Source organism: Streptomyces lateritius (assembly GCF_014649715.1).
Classification (GTDB): domain Bacteria; phylum Actinomycetota; class Actinomycetes; order Streptomycetales; family Streptomycetaceae; genus Streptomyces; species Streptomyces lateritius.
This window is the reverse complement of sequence record NZ_BMTO01000014.1, coordinates 40,264-57,645: the sequence shown is the minus strand read 5'-3', so window position 1 is coordinate 57,645 and position 17,382 is coordinate 40,264. Positions and strand designations below refer to the sequence as shown.

The 17,382-nt window shown below is 70.2% G+C and carries 17 protein-coding genes and 2 pseudogenes; 8 read left to right on the top strand and 11 right to left on the bottom strand.

All coding sequences use genetic code 11. The features are described 5' to 3' along the window. Window positions 1-195: 195 nt before the first annotated feature. Together IE136_RS26040 and IE136_RS26035 are read left to right on the top strand one after the other, a co-directional pair. Window positions 196-336 (top strand): hypothetical protein, encoded by a 141-nt coding sequence (locus IE136_RS26040; protein ID WP_158983893.1) that lies wholly within the window; start codon window positions 196-198, stop codon window positions 334-336. A gap of 159 nt (window positions 337-495) precedes the next feature. After that, a complete protein-coding gene (locus tag IE136_RS26035) occupies window positions 496-1,698 on the top strand; it encodes a helix-turn-helix domain-containing protein (RefSeq protein ID WP_158983895.1) in 1,203 nt (400 codons plus the stop codon). Between the two features lie 614 nt (window positions 1,699-2,312). On the opposite strand, the gene IE136_RS26030 is transcribed toward IE136_RS26035, so the two are convergent. The 3 genes from IE136_RS26030 to IE136_RS26020 all read right to left on the bottom strand — a co-directional run bounded on the left by IE136_RS26030 (window position 2,313) and on the right by IE136_RS26020 (window position 6,083). Further along, complete coding sequence (locus tag IE136_RS26030; protein WP_189601560.1) at window positions 2,313-3,443, bottom strand: serine hydrolase domain-containing protein; 1,131 nt, start codon at window positions 3,441-3,443, stop codon at window positions 2,313-2,315. A gap of 264 nt (window positions 3,444-3,707) precedes the next feature. Then, window positions 3,708-4,895: a glycoside hydrolase family 183 protein gene (locus IE136_RS26025; RefSeq protein WP_189601559.1), complete on the bottom strand. Its 1,188-nt coding sequence runs from the start codon at window positions 4,893-4,895 to the stop codon at window positions 3,708-3,710. An 84-nt stretch (window positions 4,896-4,979) separates the two neighbouring features. Beyond that, the gene (locus tag IE136_RS26020; RefSeq protein ID WP_189601558.1) at window positions 4,980-6,083 is read right to left on the bottom strand and encodes an alpha/beta hydrolase; all 1,104 of its coding nucleotides are present in this window, start codon (window positions 6,081-6,083) and stop codon (window positions 4,980-4,982) included. Between the two features lie 110 nt (window positions 6,084-6,193). Here IE136_RS26020 and IE136_RS26015 point away from each other — a divergent pair, with 110 nt between their 5' ends. Further along, window positions 6,194-6,343 (top strand): hypothetical protein, encoded by a 150-nt coding sequence (locus IE136_RS26015; RefSeq protein WP_189601557.1) that lies wholly within the window; start codon window positions 6,194-6,196, stop codon window positions 6,341-6,343. Window positions 6,344-6,395: 52 nt separating this feature from the next. Beyond that, window positions 6,396-6,656: pseudogene (locus IE136_RS35965) on the top strand (IS5/IS1182 family transposase); the annotation flags it as partial. A gap of 20 nt (window positions 6,657-6,676) precedes the next feature. On the opposite strand, the gene IE136_RS26010 reads toward IE136_RS35965, so the two are convergent. Beyond that, a complete protein-coding gene (locus tag IE136_RS26010; protein ID WP_158983904.1) occupies window positions 6,677-7,225 on the bottom strand; it encodes a GNAT family N-acetyltransferase in 549 nt (182 codons plus the stop codon). A 279-nt stretch (window positions 7,226-7,504) separates the two neighbouring features. Between IE136_RS26010 and IE136_RS26005 the strand changes: the two genes are divergently transcribed. Beyond that, the gene (locus IE136_RS26005) at window positions 7,505-7,927 is read left to right on the top strand and encodes an acyl-CoA thioesterase (protein WP_158983906.1); all 423 of its coding nucleotides are present in this window, start codon (window positions 7,505-7,507) and stop codon (window positions 7,925-7,927) included. Between the two features lie 321 nt (window positions 7,928-8,248). Here IE136_RS26005 and IE136_RS26000 read toward each other — a convergent pair whose 3' ends face one another. Further along, window positions 8,249-8,773, bottom strand: a complete 525-nt coding sequence (locus IE136_RS26000; protein ID WP_189601556.1) for a DUF3995 domain-containing protein — start codon at window positions 8,771-8,773, stop codon at window positions 8,249-8,251. After that, on the bottom strand, window positions 8,770-9,126 hold the full coding sequence (locus tag IE136_RS25995) for a DUF6191 domain-containing protein (protein WP_158983910.1): 357 nt from the start codon (window positions 9,124-9,126) through the stop codon (window positions 8,770-8,772). Before IE136_RS25995 ends, IE136_RS26000 begins: the two co-directional genes overlap by 4 nt. A gap of 492 nt (window positions 9,127-9,618) precedes the next feature. Between IE136_RS25995 and IE136_RS25990 the strand changes: the two genes are divergently transcribed. After that, complete coding sequence (locus tag IE136_RS25990; protein WP_158993855.1) at window positions 9,619-10,893, top strand: cation:proton antiporter; 1,275 nt, start codon at window positions 9,619-9,621, stop codon at window positions 10,891-10,893. A gap of 328 nt (window positions 10,894-11,221) precedes the next feature. Here IE136_RS25990 and IE136_RS36805 read toward each other — a convergent pair whose 3' ends face one another. Continuing rightward, window positions 11,222-11,698: a hypothetical protein gene (locus IE136_RS36805; protein WP_373309138.1), complete on the bottom strand. Its 477-nt coding sequence runs from the start codon at window positions 11,696-11,698 to the stop codon at window positions 11,222-11,224. A gap of 175 nt (window positions 11,699-11,873) precedes the next feature. Here IE136_RS36805 and IE136_RS25980 point away from each other — a divergent pair, with 175 nt between their 5' ends. Further along, entirely contained in the window at window positions 11,874-13,649 is a 1,776-nt protein-coding gene (locus tag IE136_RS25980) for a serine/threonine-protein kinase (protein WP_229819154.1), read from the top strand. Window positions 13,650-13,732: 83 nt separating this feature from the next. Here IE136_RS25980 and IE136_RS25975 read toward each other — a convergent pair whose 3' ends face one another. The 3 genes from IE136_RS25975 to IE136_RS25965 form a co-directional block, all read right to left on the bottom strand. Further along, window positions 13,733-14,374 (bottom strand): recombinase family protein, encoded by a 642-nt coding sequence (locus IE136_RS25975; RefSeq protein WP_189601555.1) that lies wholly within the window; start codon window positions 14,372-14,374, stop codon window positions 13,733-13,735. Between the two features lie 113 nt (window positions 14,375-14,487). After that, window positions 14,488-15,360 carry an alpha/beta fold hydrolase gene (locus IE136_RS25970; RefSeq protein ID WP_158983916.1) on the bottom strand — a complete coding sequence of 291 codons (873 nt, stop codon included), beginning with the start codon at window positions 15,358-15,360 and terminating at the stop codon, window positions 14,488-14,490. A 77-nt stretch (window positions 15,361-15,437) separates the two neighbouring features. Continuing rightward, window positions 15,438-16,124: an SDR family oxidoreductase gene (locus IE136_RS25965; protein ID WP_158983918.1), complete on the bottom strand. Its 687-nt coding sequence runs from the start codon at window positions 16,122-16,124 to the stop codon at window positions 15,438-15,440. 118 nt (window positions 16,125-16,242) lie between these two features. Here IE136_RS25965 and IE136_RS25960 point away from each other — a divergent pair, with 118 nt between their 5' ends. After that, a complete protein-coding gene (locus tag IE136_RS25960) occupies window positions 16,243-16,803 on the top strand; it encodes a TetR/AcrR family transcriptional regulator (protein WP_158983920.1) in 561 nt (186 codons plus the stop codon). 91 nt (window positions 16,804-16,894) lie between these two features. Here IE136_RS25960 and IE136_RS36485 read toward each other — a convergent pair. Next, a pseudogene (locus tag IE136_RS36485) lies at window positions 16,895-17,346 on the bottom strand (Tn3 family transposase). Between the last annotated feature and the right edge of the window lie 36 nt (window positions 17,347-17,382).

Sequence of the window (17,382 nt, the reverse complement as noted above, 5' to 3'; positions counted from 1 at the left end):
TCCGCACAGATGGTCGAAACTAGAAGTGCTTGCCAAGATTTGTCAAGGCTTGGCAAGTCCTTGCCTGGCCGCTGACAAGCGCCTACCTTCGAGATGCCGCCCCAGCCCCACTCCTCGGCGCGGACGACAGAAATCAGCTCGGCCGTGCCGCACGTGACGTATGTCGAGGCGCGGCGAGAAGGAAGAGGACCATTCATGAAGTTCGTCAGCCGCATCGTTCTGGCGGCCCTCGCCACCTGTGCCGCTCTCGCCCTGTCCGGCGGCGCGGCCGCCGCGTCCCAAGCCGGGACCGCCGGCGGCGGAACGGAGTGGCAGCAGCCCATCGAGTGGCCGTGAGTCTGCCTGCCGTTTGACTTGGCGGGCAGCTGATTACCAACATTGTTCAAACAGTCGCGAACGAACACGCGATCCCACGTGAGGCGATGTCGCGTCCCGTCGTGGGAGGAGTCGCGCGAACGGTCACGCCAGTCATCGGAACGAGCCTGGGAGGGAGCCATGCTGACGCAGCCAGCGTTCGGTCGGCGACTGAAGCAGCTCAGACAGCAACAGGGGAAGACCCAGTCGGACCTCACCGGCCCGGGCATGTCCTCCGCCTACCTGTCTCGTCTCGAATCGGGTGCGCGCCCGCCGACGCAACGCGCTGTCGCCATCCTGGCGGAACGCCTCAACGTCCCCACGGCCGCCTTCGAGGCCACGGCCCCGGCCGACCTCGCCGACGTACTCGCCACGGTCCTGGTGGCCGGGGACGAGTCCGGACACGCGCGGCTCATGCTGGAATCGGCGCTCGACCGTGCGGAACACGTGGGCGTGGGCCTGCAGTGGCAGGCCCACGCCCAACTGGCGAAGATCCTCACGGCCGACGGCGAACGGGCGGCGGCACGCGCCACCCTCACGAAGCTGGTCGAACTCTCGGACCAGATGGGCTACGCCCCGCTCCAGACCTACGCGCACCTGCACCTCGCCCGGTGCCAGCGCGACCTCGGCGAGGTCGACCGCGCCCGGACCACGGCGCTCGAGGCACTGCGGATCGGGCGCGAGGCCTCCCTGGAGAACCGTGACATGATCCGGTGCCGGCTCCTGCTCGCGTCCGTGACCGCCGAGCTCGGGGACCTCGCCGAGGCGTCCCGGCTCAGCGAGGAGGCCTGCGAGGACGTGGGCTCCGAACAAGGTGTGCTCGCGGCCCAGGCGCTGTGGACCGCGGCCACCGTGGCGACCCGCCAGGGCCGTCACGCGCTGTCCGCCGACTATCTGGAACGCGCCATGGCGGCGCTCCCCAGCCGCGAGGACGTCGTCCTGTGGATGCGGCTGCGTCACGCCGCCGCCGCGCTCGCCCTCCAGGCCCTGCCGCCGGACCTGGAGAAGGCCCGGCGCTACCTGGACGAGGCGCGCCCCGCACTGGCCCTGGTCGGCACCTCGCAGCACCAGCAGGAGAGCACGTTCCTGCACGCCCAGCTCGCCCACGCCCAGGGCGAGTACGAGCAGGCGGCCCACCTGTGCGAGCAGGCCTCGGCCGACAAGGACCAGCTGAACTTCCGCGACCGCATCCGCCTGGACATGCTGCACGAGCAGATCCTCGCCAAGCAGTCCGACCCGTCGGCCCGGGCCCGCCTGGGCGCCCTCGCGGCAGAAGCGCAGGCACGCGGGATGCTCGACCTCGCGGCAGAGGTGTGGCGCGCGGCAGCGGAAGCGCAACCCTGACCCACGCGCTCACGGTCTGCGAGGCCCTGAGAGGAAGCCGTCCGCGCCGAGCGATGGCGGCCTCGCAGGTACGTTGTGGTTCCGTCGGGCGTTCAGACAACCCGGGCCGGCAGCGCCTGACGGGGCTGTGCCCCGGTGCGAGGGATGGAGCATCGTCCCAAGCTCACCCTTTGTGTGCTGGACGGGCCCGGCGAGGCCGGGCTCCTCGTCGTCCCCGCCCTCGCGGCCCCGGTGATCGATACAGCCGACCGCGGCATCGGGCCCGGCGACATGGGCGACTGGTGCGCGGACGCCCAACGAGCCGGCGGCGCGGTCGTCCTGCTCACTCGACGAACTGCCCGCGGTGCTCTCGGGCCCACTTGCCCGGTTCCGGCGCCGCCCACGGTGGGTTCATGGCGGGCCTGGACTGACGCCCGCTCGCGAACCGCACGAAGGCCCGCACCCTGTACGGGTGCGGGCCTCGCTCATACTCGGCAGGTCGGCAGCTCCGGCTCAGGCGCGTGGTCATCAACCGGGCCCGGGCGGGGCGGTGCAGGGAGCCCAACGCTGCTTTCATACGCCGACGTCGGGCTTCCTCGTCACGCTTGCGCAGCCGATCCCCTGGAATCGGCCGTCTAGGCCCGGTTCTCGCACAGGGCCGTGTCCAGCAGCGTGGTCAACTTCTGGGCAGCGGGGTTGGTGGCGAGGTAGGCGTTGGTCATGGCGGCGACGTGCCGACCGTCCTTGGTGACCAGGGTCTGGGTGAAGTAGCCGGGCACCGCACCGTTGTGCCCCCAGGCCTCGCCGCCGCACGACAGGCCCACCTTGACGATCCCCAAGCCGTAGCCGCCACCTCCGATGTCTCGCACCTTCTCCATCTCCTCCAGCGCCGCCGGTGACACGACCTTGCCGGACGTCAGGGCCTCGTAGAAGGTGCTGAGATCCCGCATCGTCGAGATCATCGCTCCGGCGGCACTGAAGACGGACGGATCGTAGGAGAGGACCGCGCTCCAGAAGTAGAACGGTCCGATCCGCGCGCCGTGGTAGCCGGGCACGGCCGGGGCGGGCAGGGCACGGTCGCCGGGGACGGGGAAGACGGTGCGGGTCAGGCCGAGGGGCTCGATGATCCGGCGCGTGACGGCCTCGTGGACCGGCAGACCCGTCACCTTCTCAATGAGAAGGCCGAGGATCAGGTAGTTCGTGTTCGAGTACGTGAAGCCGACGCCCGGCGCGGAGACCGGAGCCCGCTTCAGGCCTTCCCTCACGAGCGTGGCCGTCTTGTAGGTGCCGTCCGGTTCGGCCAGGGCGACGGAGGCGAGGGGATCGTACGCCGCGATTCCACCGGTGTGCTGGAGCAGGTGTCTCACGGTGATGCGGGTGCCGTCGTATCCGTTGCCGTTGACCGTGCCCGGCAGGTAGGTGTCGATGTCCCTGTCGAGGGCGACCTTTCCTTCGTCGACCAGTTGCAGGACGGTCGCCGCGGTGAAGGTCTTGGTCTGGCTGCCGATGCGGTAGTGCTCGTCGGCCTGGATCGGCTTGGTGGTGTTGATCGTGCCGGTGCCGGCGGACAGCGTCCAGGAGCCGGTGCTGTCGCCGGCGTACACCGCGGCGCCGGGACCCGCTGCGGACTGGAACGTCTCGAGCGCCGCTCGTGTGGCGAGGTGGTCGTCGGTCGGGGCGGCGTGTGCCGCGGTCGTCGTCAGCATGACGATCGCCGCGGCCACCGCGCCGATGGCGGCCGGGAACCGCTTCCTGCTTCGTTTCACTCTGCTCTCCTCGGTCGGGGCCGGACATGGCGGATCGCCCGCTCAGCGGGTGGTCCAGGCGCCGGGTCGGGGTTCCAGTGGATGGTGGTGTTCCGTAAGTGCTGCGCCCCGCCGAACAGGACGGGGGTGCCGCAGGCCGTGCGCCGCGCGACGGGGGCTGGTCATGCGTTCCTTCGTCGTCGGGGTGGCGGCGGCGCGACCTCGGCTGTGTCCGTAAAGTCCCGCCTGGCCCGCGGGCAGACGGCGCTACCTTCCGGACACGACCTAAGGGTTGATTCCGTCGAACTGCAGTACTCGGTAGGGCGGTTGGTGCAGGACGCCGGGCCACTGGGAGACGAGGAGGGTGAGCGAGGTCGGGCCGGCGCTGCCCGGGTGGATGTAGCCGCCGTACAGGGAGGGGACCTGCGGCTTGCCCCAGTGGCTCGTCGGCCAGCGGTTGTCGCCGACGATCTGCGGCTTGGGCGCGCTCCACACGGCATCGGGCCGCGACGCGGTCCGGGTGCAGATCGAGTAGTCGGTGACATCGAAGTAGCTCATGCAGTACCGGCCGCCGATCCGCTTGACCGAGAACTCGCCGATGTTGTTTCCGGTCAGGATGGGCGAGGGCGGTGCGGCATCGGTCCACTGCCAGCGCCCGTCCAGGTACGCCCAGTTCTGCTGCGCGCCGAAGTTGCCTGCCCGGAAGTCGTCGGGCCATATCCGGAAGAGCTGGATCGCACCGCCGTCGGCGGTGTTGCGGTGGGTGCCGTTCCAGCGCTTGGAGAAGATGTACAGCCAGCCGTCGGGATCGATGCCCGCGAACGACCACATCCCGTACATGGACTGGTTCACGCCCTGGATGTCGCCGGCCCAGTGGTAGGGGTAGTCACGCCATGTGACGCCGTGGTCGTCCGAGTAGGCGACGCCGGACATCACGGACCCGTCGTAGCCCGTCGGCGGTTCCCAGGTGCCGACGGAGGTGTACTGGATGTATGTGCGGCCGCCGAACTCGATGCAGTCGTTGGGTATGCGGCTCACCTCGAAGCCGAACCCGTTGTCCGCGTTGGTCCGGTAGTCGAACAGCTGCCCGGCCCGGCCGCCGGTGGGCATCGCCCAGGTGAACGAGATGGGGGTCGCACCCGAGGCGTCGAAACCCGACTGGCAGAGCATGACCGGCGATCCGAGGTAGTCGCCGTACTGCTGCATCTGGGACCAGGTGTCGCCGAAGACGTAGCCCCAGGTGCCGTCGTGCTCGCGGTAGTACGGGATGCCCAGGTCGCTGGAGCCCACCCCCTGGGCGGCGGCCGAGTCTCCGGGCTCGTCGCAGAGGGGGGTGCCGCGTTGCGCGGCCGAGGCGGGGGCGGCCGAGGCGAGGGCGGTCAGGCCGACGCCGAGGGCGAGGCCGCCGCCGGCCCTGAGGGCGGTACGGCGCGAGACCTGGGGACGGTGGTCGGTGTGGGACGGTTCGGGCATGGCGGCTCCTCCGCAGGAGAGGCGGGGTGGTGGAGGTGTGCGCGGGCGCCGGCACCGGGCGCGGTCCGGTTCCCTGTCGGTCGGTCAGCCGGCCGCGGTGAAGGCGGCTTCGAGGCGGGGGATGTAGTCGGCGAAGGCGGGGGCCCAGCAGCCGTAGTTGTGGCCGCCGTTGCAGCTCGGGGCCAGTGAGACGCCGTTGCCGTAGTTGACGAGGCGGCTGGGGATGCCGAGCTGGTCCAGGCGGGACTTGACGGTCTTGGAGGCAGCCTCGGTGTGGACGTCGATGAGGTCGTTGTTGCCGGTGTAGAGGGTGATGCCGGTGCCGGACAGTTTGGCGAGGTTGGCCGGAGCGGCGGGGTCGACCGCCTTCCAGACGCGGTCGGCGCCGAAGACGGGGTAGGGGGAGCCGAAGATCGCGTCGCTGTCGACGTAGGGGCCGTAGCCGGTGCACTGTCCCGAGCCGGACGAGCTGGATGAGCTGCTGGCCGCGCACCAGGCGCCGGTGAGGTTGAGCTCGGTGGCCAGGACGGCTGCGCGGATCTCCGGCTTGCCGAAGTCGATGCCTCCGGACAGGGCGGCGACGTGGCCGAACAGGTCGGGCCGGGCCTGGGCGTAGTGGAGGGAGCCGTAGCCGCCCATGGACAGTCCGACGACGGCCCGGTGGGCCCGGCCGATGCGGGTGCGCAGGTTGGCGTCGATGAAGGGGACGACCTGGGTGAGGTGGAAGGCCTCCCAGTTCGCGGCTCCTTCTGCGGTGTTCTGCATCAGCCAGTTGGCGTACCAGCCCTTCAGCCCGCCGTCCGGCACCACGGTGATCATCGAGTCCGAGTGCAGTGCCGGTGCGGCCGCGACGTCGTTCACGTTGCCTCCACCGCCGTGCAGGAAGTAGGTGACCGGCCAGCGCCGGCCGGGGTCGGTGTCGTATCCGGCGGGAAGCAGGATGCGGATCTTGTGCTTCCCTGAGAGCTGTTTCGTGGTGACCGTGATCGTGAAGTCGGTGGGGCTGTGCACCTCGGTGGACCCGGGGACCACGGTCAGCCCGTAGCCGTCGCTGAAGCCCGGAACGGTGGAAGCGGAGACCGCGGCAGCGGGCGCGGCGGTCGGCACGTCGGCGTGTGCCGCGCCGGGACCTGTCAGAGCGGCGAGCGTGAGGGCCGCGCCGAACGCGGTGAGGCGCAGGGGTGTCATCGGGAACCCTTCGTCGAGGAGGCTCGCGACACGGTCAGGTGCCGCTGGCCGGACGCCCCGATGCTGCTGTCCCGTACCACCCGGCGGACAGGCCAAACCACCGGTCATTGGTGACCGGCCGTCGCGTCAGCGCTCTGACCTCGACCTTCGCCGTACTTGCCGACATGGTGCTGCTCGTCCTGACCGTTCGTGAGTACTGCCCAGGGGCGTCGGCTCTGCGGCTCGGGGACGGCGCCGCGATCCTCCTCGCTGCCTCGTAGACGCTGGTGCGGGACGTGTGGCAGCTCCGCGGAGCGCCAGTTCAGAACGGTCCGCCCGAGTGTTCCTCGACGGCGAGGACGGCCCCGCACTCGGCTGGAGGTGGCCCTGGCTGACAAGGCGTACTTCTCCCCCGCGATCCGCGAAAATCCACGCCGACGCGGTAGCCGGGCGGTCATCCCCGTCCCGGCTGATCAGAGGGGCCACCGTCTGCGGCGCCGCACCCAGGGCGGCGTGCCGCCCGCCTTCGACCGCGCGGCACGCAACCAGAGCAACACGGTCGAGCGGTGTGTCAACCGCTCGGAGCAAGGGCGGTCTAAGAGAAACGACCTGGGTCAACCGGACGGCGTGACCGAGGACCACACGCCGAACCACTGCTCGGCGCCGTACTCCTCGAACCGCTCGACCTCGCTGAACCCCAACTTCGCCGCGAGGCGCATCGCACGGTCGTTGGCCTTCCTGGTGCAGAGCACCACCGGCTCGCCGGGAAGTGCCTCGGCGAACCAGTCGAGTACCGCAGTGCAGGCCTCGGCGGCGTACCCGCGTCCCCACGCTTGCGGCAGGAGCAGGTAACCGAGCTCGGCCTCACCGGCTTCCGGACGGACGTGGCCCGGACGCCCCGCATCGCGCCGATCGAGCGTGATCATGCCGATCATCGCTCCCTCGAGGTCGATCACGAAAAGGCCAGGGCGCCGCCCGGGCGCCTCAGGCACCGCGCGTTCGAGCTCCTCACGCGGTCGAGGGCCACCGATGTACGCTCCCACCTCTGGCGAGGCGAACAGCTCGATGAACGCCGCGCGGTCGCGCACCTCGGACTCGCGGAGCACGAGCCGTTCGGTTCCTATCGGGGCAGGTGGCCAGGCGACGGGCACGAGTCCAGTCATGGCGGGCAACCTACCGCACGCCCTTGGAGGTTCCCCCCAGAGAAGGTCTGGTCGTCCGAGGCCGCGGCCGACGGCAGTGCCTCGACGACGAGGAACAGGAAGGGTCCGGCATCCCCCTGCCACACGGCCGTACTGGTCAGACCCCCCAGGTGCGGGCCGCCGACACGAGGCGGAGGAGACGCCGACGCGGCTGGAATCAGCGAAAGTAGAATGCCGGATGCCGCCCGGCCGTCACCTGGGACGAGCGAACGTTCGTGGGCTGTCGTCGAGAGGAGCACCGTGGCAGAGCCATTTTCGGTACCCGTCGTCGTGCGGGGGTACGAGACCGACAGCCAGGGCCACCTGAACCAGGCCGTCTACCTCCAGTACGCGGAACACGCCCGGTGGTCGCTGCTGGAGAAGGGCGGTATCGGGCAGGCGGATCTCCTGCAGCGGGGCGTCGGGCCGGTGGCCCTGGAAGTGACGGTGCGCTACCTCCGGGAGTTGCGCGCCGGCGACGAGGTCGAGGTGACGTGCGCCTTCGTCTGGGGCGAGGGCAAGACCTTCCGGATCGAGCAGACGATCCGGAAGGTGGACGGCACCGTGGCTGCCGAGGTGACGGGCGTCGGCGGCCTGCTGGATCTCAAGACACGGAAGATGATGACGGATCCACGCGAGCACTTCCGCACACTGGCCGCCTCCCCCGGGGTCTTCGGCCTCTGACCCCGCCGGTCGACCGGGCGTCGACGCCCGTCCTCGGTGACCCCACCGAACGGACGTCAGGCGCACTGGCGCTGCTCCGCGGTCCGGCCCCGGCCCGCCCCACTGTCGGACAGTGACACCGACCCCGCTGCCACGAAGCAGCAGCTGTCGAAACGACGCCCTCGACCCCGTCACCGAAAAGGGCCATGGACGCCCTGGTGAAGTCCGCCACGACCATGCGCGACCCTGTCGGGCACGTTCACCGCCTACCACGCCGGCCAGTGTGTTCACCCTTCCTCGCTGCCCCTGGCCGGCGAGCAGCTTCGTGGCTGGTTCACCGTCTCAGCGGGACGGAGTTCGGCTTGGCCGACCACAGCGCCGGTACGAGTCGGTACGTCTGCGGGACCGAAGGGCGGCGAGGCCGAAGGCCAGTCCTCCGGCGACGAACCAGGGGTTCCAGAGAGCCAGCGTCCAGACGCGCTGTCCCTCGCTCACGGAGGCGTCCAGGTGCGTCGTGTCGGACAGCAGCAGCACCTCGGTACCGATGCCACGAGCCAGTAGGAGGGCACTGACACTCCAACCCAGCCACCTTGCCAGCAGAGCGGGAACGACCCGGAGCCGGGACCGGGCCAGCAGCCATGCCAGCAAGGCGCCGAGGAGGCAGAGCACACCCACGCCCCACAAACCGGTTACCACGAACCAGAGCGGTCGCTCGGTGGCCAGCGGACCGGCGGAGACGCTCAGGCCCGCATCACCGCCGATGGCCCAGTAGAAATGCAGCCCGGCGAACGCGGCCGCCCACAAGCACGCGATACGCCCCCACAGCGTGGAGGGTTCTGCACCTGTTCCCTCCGGTTGGCGTCTCACCCCCGGTCCTCCCGGGCATCACGCCTGTCAGCGCACGGGCCATCCGCTTCCGATGGCAACACGATGAACGCCGTGCCGTTGGTGAGGTCAACGCTGGAGCGGGGCGGCGCACCGTCGCTCTCGCCGTCCCTTCGCAGCAGTTCCACCCGCCGCTGCTCCAGCTCCACCGTCTTGTTTCCGTTCACGACAGCCGTGAATTCATCGAAGGCGATGTTCGACAACGACCGCCCGGTGCGCCTCCGTAGCCACGGGATCAAGCCCAGCCCCGTGAACCATCGCCACGCGCTCTCCACCAGGGCGAACAGGACCAGCAGAGCCGCGAACGCCGGAAACGACATGAGCAAAAGCGTCACAGCCGGCCCCTCATCGTCCTCAACGGAGAACGCGGGAGGCCAACCATCGGTCCGCGCGTGGCCGCTCGCACAGACACGCCGGCACCCGTCCCGGCGACGTCGTATGTCAGCCCATAGGGACGACTCCCCATCTCGGGGCCCTGCGCTCTGCCCGCAGCGGCCCAGGCCGCTCGGTCCCCTCGACCGCCACCGTGGGGACTCATCTCGCTCATCGCCATGGGCTCACTGTTCTGGATCCGCAGGGCGCAGGAATCAGACCCGCGCATGATCCGCTTCCCCCATGCGGTGGAGACGCCGTCCATGGGAGCTCCACCGCATGGAGGAGTGCCGTGGGAGCAGGCCGGCTTCGGTTGATCCGCCCGGCCGACAGGCGTGGGTGCCGGCCGGGGGCGTGGCGCTCTGCGTGGGGTCGACCGCCGCATCGGCCCGTTTGGCTGCCTTCTCCTCGGCTCGTCTCCGACGGCATGCGTGGAGGAGGCTGTTTTGGACAGGATGTGCGGGGTGATCCTCTCCGACACCGTTTACCTCGCGATGGGCTTGGGTGCGCTCGGCGCGGCCGTTGTACCGAGGCTCGTGTTCAAGCGGCCCCTCTCCATGCCGATGGTCTTCCTCGCGGCCGGCGCCATCGTGGCGGCGCTGCCGTTGCCCGTACCGACTGTGGACCCGGTGCGCGACCGACTCTGGGTCGAGCATGCGACCGAACTGTGCGTGATCGTGTCGCTGATGGGAGCCGGTCTCGCCCTCAACCGGCCTTTCGGCCGGCGCGCATGGGGCGGGCCTTGGCGCCTGCTCGGCATCAGCCTGCCCCTCACCATCGCCGGGACGGCGCTCATCGCCACGCTCCTGCTCGACTGGCCGCCGGCGCTCGCCCTGCTCATCGCCGCGGTGCTCGCACCGACCGATCCCGTGCTGGCGGCGGAGGTGAGAGTGGGCGAGCCCACGGACGAGGAGGACGACGAGGACGAGGTCCGGTTCGCTCTCACCGCCGAAGCCGGGCTGAACGACGGACTGGCCTTCCCGTTCGTCCTGGCCGCCCTCGCACTCGCCACGGCGGCCGGCGACGGGTGGTCGGCGGACTGGATCGGGCGATGGCTGCTCATCGACGTCCTGGTCAAGATCGCGGCCGGAGTGGCGGTGGGGATCGTGGCCGGGCGTCTCCTGGGCAGGATGTTCTTCCGCGCGCAGACGAACGCGCTGCGGCTGTCGGAGCACATGGAGGGGTTCGTCGCCCTGGGCGCCACGTTCCTGGCGTACGGAACGGCCGAGCTTCTCCACGGCTACGGCTTCCTCGCCGTGTTCGTGACGGCCTGCACCATCCGTGCGGCCGAGCGCAGCCACGGCTACCACCGTGTGCTGCACGAGTTCACCGAACAGATCGAACGACTGCTGACCGTGTGCCTGCTCTTCCTTCTCGGGGGCTTCCTCGTCGCCGGCGGCCTGCAAGCCCTGCCCTGGCAGGGGGCCGTCGTCGCCGTCCTGCTCGTCCTCGTCGTCAGGCCGGCCGCAGGGTGGCTCGGCCTGATCGGCTTCGCCGCGGAACCGAGGGAGAAAGCGGTCACCGCCTTCTTCGGTATCCGTGGCATCGGCTCGCTGTTCTACCTCGCGTACGGACTCGGCCACAGCGAAGCCTTCGCAGGCGACGCGCGACAGCTCTGGTCGGTGGTCGCCTTCACCGTCCTGCTCTCCGTCGTCGTGCACGGTGCCGCCGCGACACCGGTCATCCGGCGCCTCGACCGCATGCGCCACTCCTCGCCCGCACCGCCCTGACCCCTGCCCCCTGACCTCTGACCCCTGGCCACTCTGCCCTCTGACCGGCCTGACCCGCCCGCGTGGTGCGAGTCGCGCCGACGCCACGGCCCCGGGCACCTTCGGCCGCGGTGTGGAACGGATCGGTCTGGACGTACGAAGGCGATGAGGCGCACGTGGCCGTGCTGGACGCGCTCCAGCGGTGGGCCGCCGCGGCGGCCCACCGCTTCACGCCGGGACGACGCCTGCGTCGCCTCTGGCAACGCCCGGGCGGTGAGCCCGGTTACGCCCCGGCGGTGAGCCCGGTTGTGCCCCGCCGGTGGATGCCTTCCCTACCGGGTCAGTCCGATCAAGCGCGGCTGCCGATTTCCGGTAACGGCGCGCTCGGACTCAGGATCGTCAGGTGCACAGGAGTTGCGATGCGGGCAGCGGCCGAGGGTGGGACGAGCGCTGCGGTGCGAGGGTACGGGCCCACATGGGCGGCGTGGTCGAGGAGCTCGGTCTGTTGACGGGCAACCGCGGCGAACGGGACGCCCAGATCGTCCGGAGCCTCGGTGGACAGCAGTGATACGCCCAGGAGAAGCCGGTGCGCATGGTTCATGTTTCCTTGGCGGGTCGGGTGAAACGGTCGCTCGGCTCTCCTCGGAGTCGGCCGGCCGGAAGTCTGCGGCCGTAGGTGCGTGTACAGCCGGTTCTCGAGGACGCACCGGTCGAGGCCGAGGGCGACGGTGATGTCCAGCCCGTGCACCACATCGTGGCCGAGCGCCGCAGCGAGCCCGCCCACCGGTGGTGCCCAGGCGTTGGCCCGCAGGAAAGCGGCGAGCACGGTCGTGGAATGGGCGGCCGCGTCCCTGCGCGACTCGGTCGGTCATACGGTTGGCCGGCGAGCTCGACATCGCCGTCCTCGGACTGGCCGGAGAGGCGCCCAACCGCCCGTGGCCGTAGCGGATCGGGGCGCCCCGAGTGGGGGAATGTCTTCGGGCCCTCATAGGCTTCCGCCCGTGAACGACGGAGAATCTGGCAGACGGGTCATCGACGGGCGCTTCGAACTGGAGGCGCCACTCGGCGGCGGTGGTATGGGCAAGGTGTGGCGGGCACGTGACCTGGTCCTGGACCGGGCTGTTGCTCTCAAAGAAGTACGGCCGCCCGATCCGGGGCTGGCCGAGTCGGACCCGCAGGCGGCCGCGATGCTGCGCGCCCGCGTACTCCGTGAGGCCCGGGCCCTCGCCCGAGTCGAGCACCCCAACGTGGTGACCATCCACCACGTCGTGGACGGAGCCGAACACGCCTATCCCTGGCTGGTCATGGAACTGGTGACAGGCGGCTCGCTCCAGGACCGACTCGCGCAGGGGCCGCTGACGCCCGCCGCCGCCGCAAAGATCGGCCGCGAGGTGCTGGCCGCACTGCGCGCCGCGCACGATGTGGGCATCCAGCACCGGGACGTGAAGCCCGCCAACGTACTGTTGCGGCCCGACGGGCGTCCCGTCCTCACCGACTTCGGGATCGCCTCCATCAGGGAGTCCACAGCTCTCACCGCCACCGGATCCATCATCGGCACTCCCGACTACATGGCACCCGAACGCATCTCCGGCGGCGAAGGCGGGCCGGACGCCGACGTGTGGTCGCTCGCGATGATGCTGTACGTCGCCGTCGAAGGCCACCATCCGCTGCGCAGAGGCACCACGCTCGCCACCCTGGCGGCCGTTCTCACCGAAGAACTTCCTCCTCCCCGCCACGCGGGCCCGCTGGCCGGCGCCCTGGCGGCCGTGCTCGTCAAGGACCCTGCCGCCCGGCCCGGTCCGGAGACCTTCGACCGGATGCTCGCCCAGGTTGCGCCGAACGCTGAGGCGGACCAGCCGGCGAGTTCCGCGGACGAGGCCACCTCCTACCGGCTTGCACCCGCGCCGACCCCGGCCGCGTACCCGTCAGCCGTGGCGGACCCGCCCACGGGCTTCGGGCCGCCCACTCCCGGAACACCCGCCGCGGGGCCTGTAGGTGAGCCGTTCAAGACCCCTGTATCCCCACGGGGCCTCGGGGCTCCGTCCGCCCCGCACACCCACACCCCGTATCCCGGGGGCCCCACCCACCCGGCTGTCTCTCCGCCCGCCCGCTCCTCCCGGGCGGGTAGGCGGGTCGCGATCGCCTCGTCCGCCGTGGCGACCGTGGCCGCCGGCGTCCTGACGTGGTCCCTGCTGCCGGACGCCGAGGAGCAGGGTGCCGGCGGGCCCCCGGTATCCCCCGCCGCCTCCACCTCGGCGTCCGCCTCCGCCTCCCCCGGCCCTCGTACCCCCCTCGCGCCCGGTCCCACGAAGACCGCGGCCGAGGCGAACCTCCTCACGCCGGACGGCATCCGGGTGGCCGTGAAAGAACTGAAGGCGGCCGCGGGCACCGACCAGGTGGGCCGGTTCGTCGTGTACCCCGAGTACGTGTCGGCGGAGATGATGGTCAAGGGCAGCAAGACCCGCTACGAGAGTTACTCGTATCGGGTCGGCGAAGGCGTCAGTCAGACCTCGATGAAGGGCACGCTGATGGGGGGCGATCTCCCGGTCGGTCTGGACACCTACGACTGGGACATACTGCCCGCCCTGATCGCCAGGGCGGAGAAGGACCTCAACGTCAAGGAACCCACGACGCGCTACCTGGTGATCAGGCAGCCCAACAACCTGTTCGACACCGAGGCCGGCATCGCCGTCTACATCGGTGACGAATACGATTCCGGCTACCTTGACGCCGACCGCAAGGGCAAGGTGACCCGCGTGATGCCGGCCGACAGCTGACCGCACGGCGCATCTCCTGTGCGACGGTCGTGTCGGCCCTGTTCTCCCGAAGCTACGGCGAAGTGACAAGTAGCTCTCTGTAATCAGAGTGACGCTCGGTCAGGGAGGGCGGGGCCGGGGACTTCGCCGGCCTGGAGGGCGGCGAAGTCGGCGTGGGTCTGTTCAACGGCTTCGGGGTACGCCTGGCGCTTGGCGTGTTCGGCGAGCGACCGGTAGATGCTGGCGACGGAGGGGTTCTGTCCCTTGCGCTTGCCGGTGGGGATGATCAGGTCGGGCTGGATCTGCTCGACGGACTCGCCGCCTGCGCGGCGCCGGAGCACGGTGTGGAGCATGTCGTCGGTGATGACCGGTGGCCGGCCGCCGTGCTTGCCCTTGCGGGCCGCGGTGTCGAGCCCTTCGAGTGTGGACTCGCGGATGTTCTCACGCTCGGTCTCCGCCATCGCGGCGAAGAATGCGAACAGCAGCTTGCCGGGGCCGGTGGGGTCGTAGATGCCGGGCAGGGGGCCGGCGAGCTTCTCGCTGAAGATCTTGTCCCTCGGGATGCCGTGCTTGCTCAGCGCGTCGAGCTGGGAGTCGAGTTCTTGCCCGAGGTTCGAGCAGCGGGCGTAGCCGATGCGGATGTCCGCGCTGGGCAGGTCCGGGTCGATCGGCGCCGGCGGCGGGGTGCCCGGCCGCCACGGCCTGCCCGGGCCACGGTCGGCCGGGGTGCCCCTTGAGCCCGCCAACGTTTGTGAGAAACCGGGCTGGGGTGAGTTACGAGTTGGGTTCCGCTGCCAGCGCCTCCCGCGCATCGGCGAACCTCACGGGGCCGCGCGGATCGGCGTCGGGCCCGGCCTGGCTACGATTCCAGGAATCCAAGCGCCCGTGCGACGAATTCGTCGTGGTACTGGAAGATGCCCCCATGTCCGGCATCCGGGTAGAGGGGGACGAGTTCGCCCCGGGGTAGCCGCGCGGCCAGGTCGAGTGTGTTCTCGCTCGGCACCATCCGGTCGCTCTCGCCGTTGGCCACCAGGACCGGCTGGCCGATGCGTGTCAGGTCGGCCGGCGGCTGGAGGCCCCATCGGCGGATGGCCTTCAGCTGGGCGCGGAACGACCTCGGCGAGATGGCTTTGTCGCGGTCTTCTGTGCGTTCCTCCAGCCGTTCCAGGAAGGCGCGCGCTTCCCTTCGGCCGTGCTCGGTGTCGGTGAAGAAGAGGAACTGCTTGGGGTCCTTGCGGGTCAGGAAGCCCTTCAGGGTGTCCTGGAGGGTGAGTGCGGTGACCTTGTCGATGCCGGGGCCTCCGGCGGGGCCTGTGCCCGTGAGGATGACCTTGCGCACCAGCCGCGGTTCCTGAGTCGCGATGACCTGGGCGATGAAGCCGCCCATCGACAGGCCGAGCAGGTCGACCTGCTCGAAGCCCAGCGCGCGGATGAACAGCACCGCGTCGCGGGCCATCACTTCGATGGTGTCGGGCGTGGAACCGCCCGACGCACCGACTCCGCGGTTGTCGAAGGTGACGACCCGGCGCCGGGCTGCGAGGCCGTCGATGACGCGGGGGTCCCAGTTGTCCAGGACCGCGGCGAGGTGGTGGAGCAGGATCAGCGGTACGCCGTCTGTTTCCGGACCGAGCTGCCGGTAGACGAAGTCGACGCCGCGCACGGACACCGAACGAGTCGGTGCCTCCTCGTACGACGACGGGGCGGGCGTGGGGGAACTGCGCGGCGCGTTCATGATCGGCTCCTGTGCGGATGGGGGTGGCTGGGAGACGGAGTGCTCTCGTTGCCAGCGCAGGTGGGGCGATGCGCGCCTCAGGCCGCGTTCGGCGATGCGGCCAGGCTCTGCTTCACCTGCCGGGTGATCTCGTCGGCAAGGATCTCGGGCAGTCCCGCCTCGATGCCGTCCAGGGCCTGCGCGGCGACCTCGGCGGGGTCGGCCTTCCGGTCGGCGGGGACGCTCGCGGCCATGCTGGTGTCCATGTATCCGACGTGCAGCGCCGAGACGGCTATGCCGCGGGGTGCCAACTCCTCCCGGACCGCGCCGGTCAGCGCCCACGCTGCGGCCTTGGCCGCCGCATAGGCTCCGAGGTCGGCCGGGTGCAGCCAGGACAGGACGGACAGGACGTTGAGCACGGCACCGCCGCCGTTGGACTCGATGACGGGGGCGAAGGCCCGCGTCACGGCGAGCGGGCCGAAGAAGTTCGTGTCCATCTCCAGGCGCACCGCGTCAGGGCCGCCCGCGATCAGCGGAGTTCCGGTCGAGATGCCGGCGTTGTTCACCAGCAGCGTCGCATTGGAGGCGATGCGCGCCGCGGCCCGGATCGACTCCTCACCCGTCACGTCGAGCAGCAGTGGGGTGACCCCCGGCAGGTCCACCGTCTCGGGGCGCCGGGCCGCCGCGTACACCGTCGCTCCGCGCTCGACGAGCTGGGCGGCCAGATGCCGCCCGAGCCCCCGGTTGGCGCCGGTGACCACCGCGACCGCGTCCTTCAGTTCCATGCCCACTCCCAGCGTTACGGCCGTCGGCGAGCGGCCGACGGCGCTAAATTAGATTACATCCACAATCTAAACACTGGTCTAGGATAGATGCCAGTCGACATCCAACGGGAGGTGGCCCATGAGCCGCGTATCACAGGCGCAGGCAGAGGAGAACCGCCGGCGGGTCGTGGAAACCGCGTCTCGCCTGTTCCGGGAACAGGGAACTCACGCCAGCGTCGCCGACATCATGAAGGCGGCCGGACTGACCCATGGCGGCTTCTACAAGCAGTTCACCTCTAAAGAGGCACTCATCGACGAAGCCACCGCCCACGCCTTCAACGAACTCACCCGGCATCACAAGGACGAATTCGAGCAGCACGGCGGACAGCGCGCCGCCGCCCAGCGGGCCCTGATCGACGCCTACCTCTCCCCTGGACACCGCGACAGCCCGGCGGACGGGTGTCCCGTCGCCGCACTCGTCATCGACATGGCGCGGGAGGGCGAAGGCCAGGAAGCCCGCCGGATCTACACCGAAGGCGTGGGCGACTTCGCCGAGTGGCTCACCACTGAGGACCAGGACGGCATCACCCGGCTGTGCACCATGCTCGGTGCACTCGTCCTGGCCCGGGCCACCAACGGCTCCCCGCTCTCCGAGGAGATCCTCACCACCGCGCGCGCGGCAATGACGGCATCCGGCTGATCCGTTCCACAGTCCGCCCCGCACAAACGGATGGCGTGGCAATGCACCCCACCGGATTTAGCCCTCCGGGCGACGTCGGAGGTACCGGCTTTCAGGTTGCCGACCTGGCCGAGCCGCCCGCCGCCGACCGGGCGGTTCCCGTCTCGGGCGGGGTTCGGCGGCCGGGCACCATGGACGCCGCGGCGGCGAGGGCGGGGTGTGAGTTCATGTCCAGCTCGAACCGGCCGTAGGGGTTCACGTGGGTCCAGAACAGCGGGGACAGGGCCCGCCGGTCGGCGTCAGTGAGCCGCTTCTGCCACTTCTCCTCGCTCAGGATGCCCTGGAGGAGCAGGGTGTTGAGTGCACCAAAGCGGACTGGAGCAGGTGCAGGGCGAGCATCGAGACCTCCTGGGACTCCTTGTCGGAGCCGATCGGGTCGCCGTCCTTGCCGTAGAACAGGTCGTGGTTGGCGGAGTTCCAGTTCTCCACGACCTGGAGCCCGTCGTTGATCTCGCGGCGCAGGTCGGCGTCGGCGAGGTAGTCGCAGATGAACGCCGTACGCACTGCCCGCCCGAGTTCCTCGATCGCGCGCTTGGGCCC

What these genes read in the sequence shown, in the direction of transcription:
- IE136_RS25970 (WP_158983916.1), bottom strand. Translation starts at nt 15,360, where the DNA reads ATGAACGCGCCGCGCAGTTCCCCCACGCCCGCCCCGTCGTCGTACGAG.
- IE136_RS25965 (WP_158983918.1), bottom strand. Translation starts at nt 16,124, where the DNA reads ATGGAACTGAAGGACGCGGTCGCGGTGGTCACCGGCGCCAACCGGGGG.
- IE136_RS26025 (WP_189601559.1), bottom strand. Translation starts at nt 4,895, where the DNA reads ATGCCCGAACCGTCCCACACCGACCACCGTCCCCAGGTCTCGCGCCGT.
- IE136_RS26040 (WP_158983893.1), top strand. Translation starts at nt 196, where the DNA reads ATGAAGTTCGTCAGCCGCATCGTTCTGGCGGCCCTCGCCACCTGTGCC.
- IE136_RS25960 (WP_158983920.1), top strand. Translation starts at nt 16,243, where the DNA reads ATGAGCCGCGTATCACAGGCGCAGGCAGAGGAGAACCGCCGGCGGGTC.
- IE136_RS26010 (WP_158983904.1), bottom strand. Translation starts at nt 7,225, where the DNA reads ATGACTGGACTCGTGCCCGTCGCCTGGCCACCTGCCCCGATAGGAACC.
- IE136_RS26035 (WP_158983895.1), top strand. Translation starts at nt 496, where the DNA reads ATGCTGACGCAGCCAGCGTTCGGTCGGCGACTGAAGCAGCTCAGACAG.
- IE136_RS25990 (WP_158993855.1), top strand. Translation starts at nt 9,619, where the DNA reads ATGTGCGGGGTGATCCTCTCCGACACCGTTTACCTCGCGATGGGCTTG.
- IE136_RS26020 (WP_189601558.1), bottom strand. Translation starts at nt 6,083, where the DNA reads ATGACACCCCTGCGCCTCACCGCGTTCGGCGCGGCCCTCACGCTCGCC.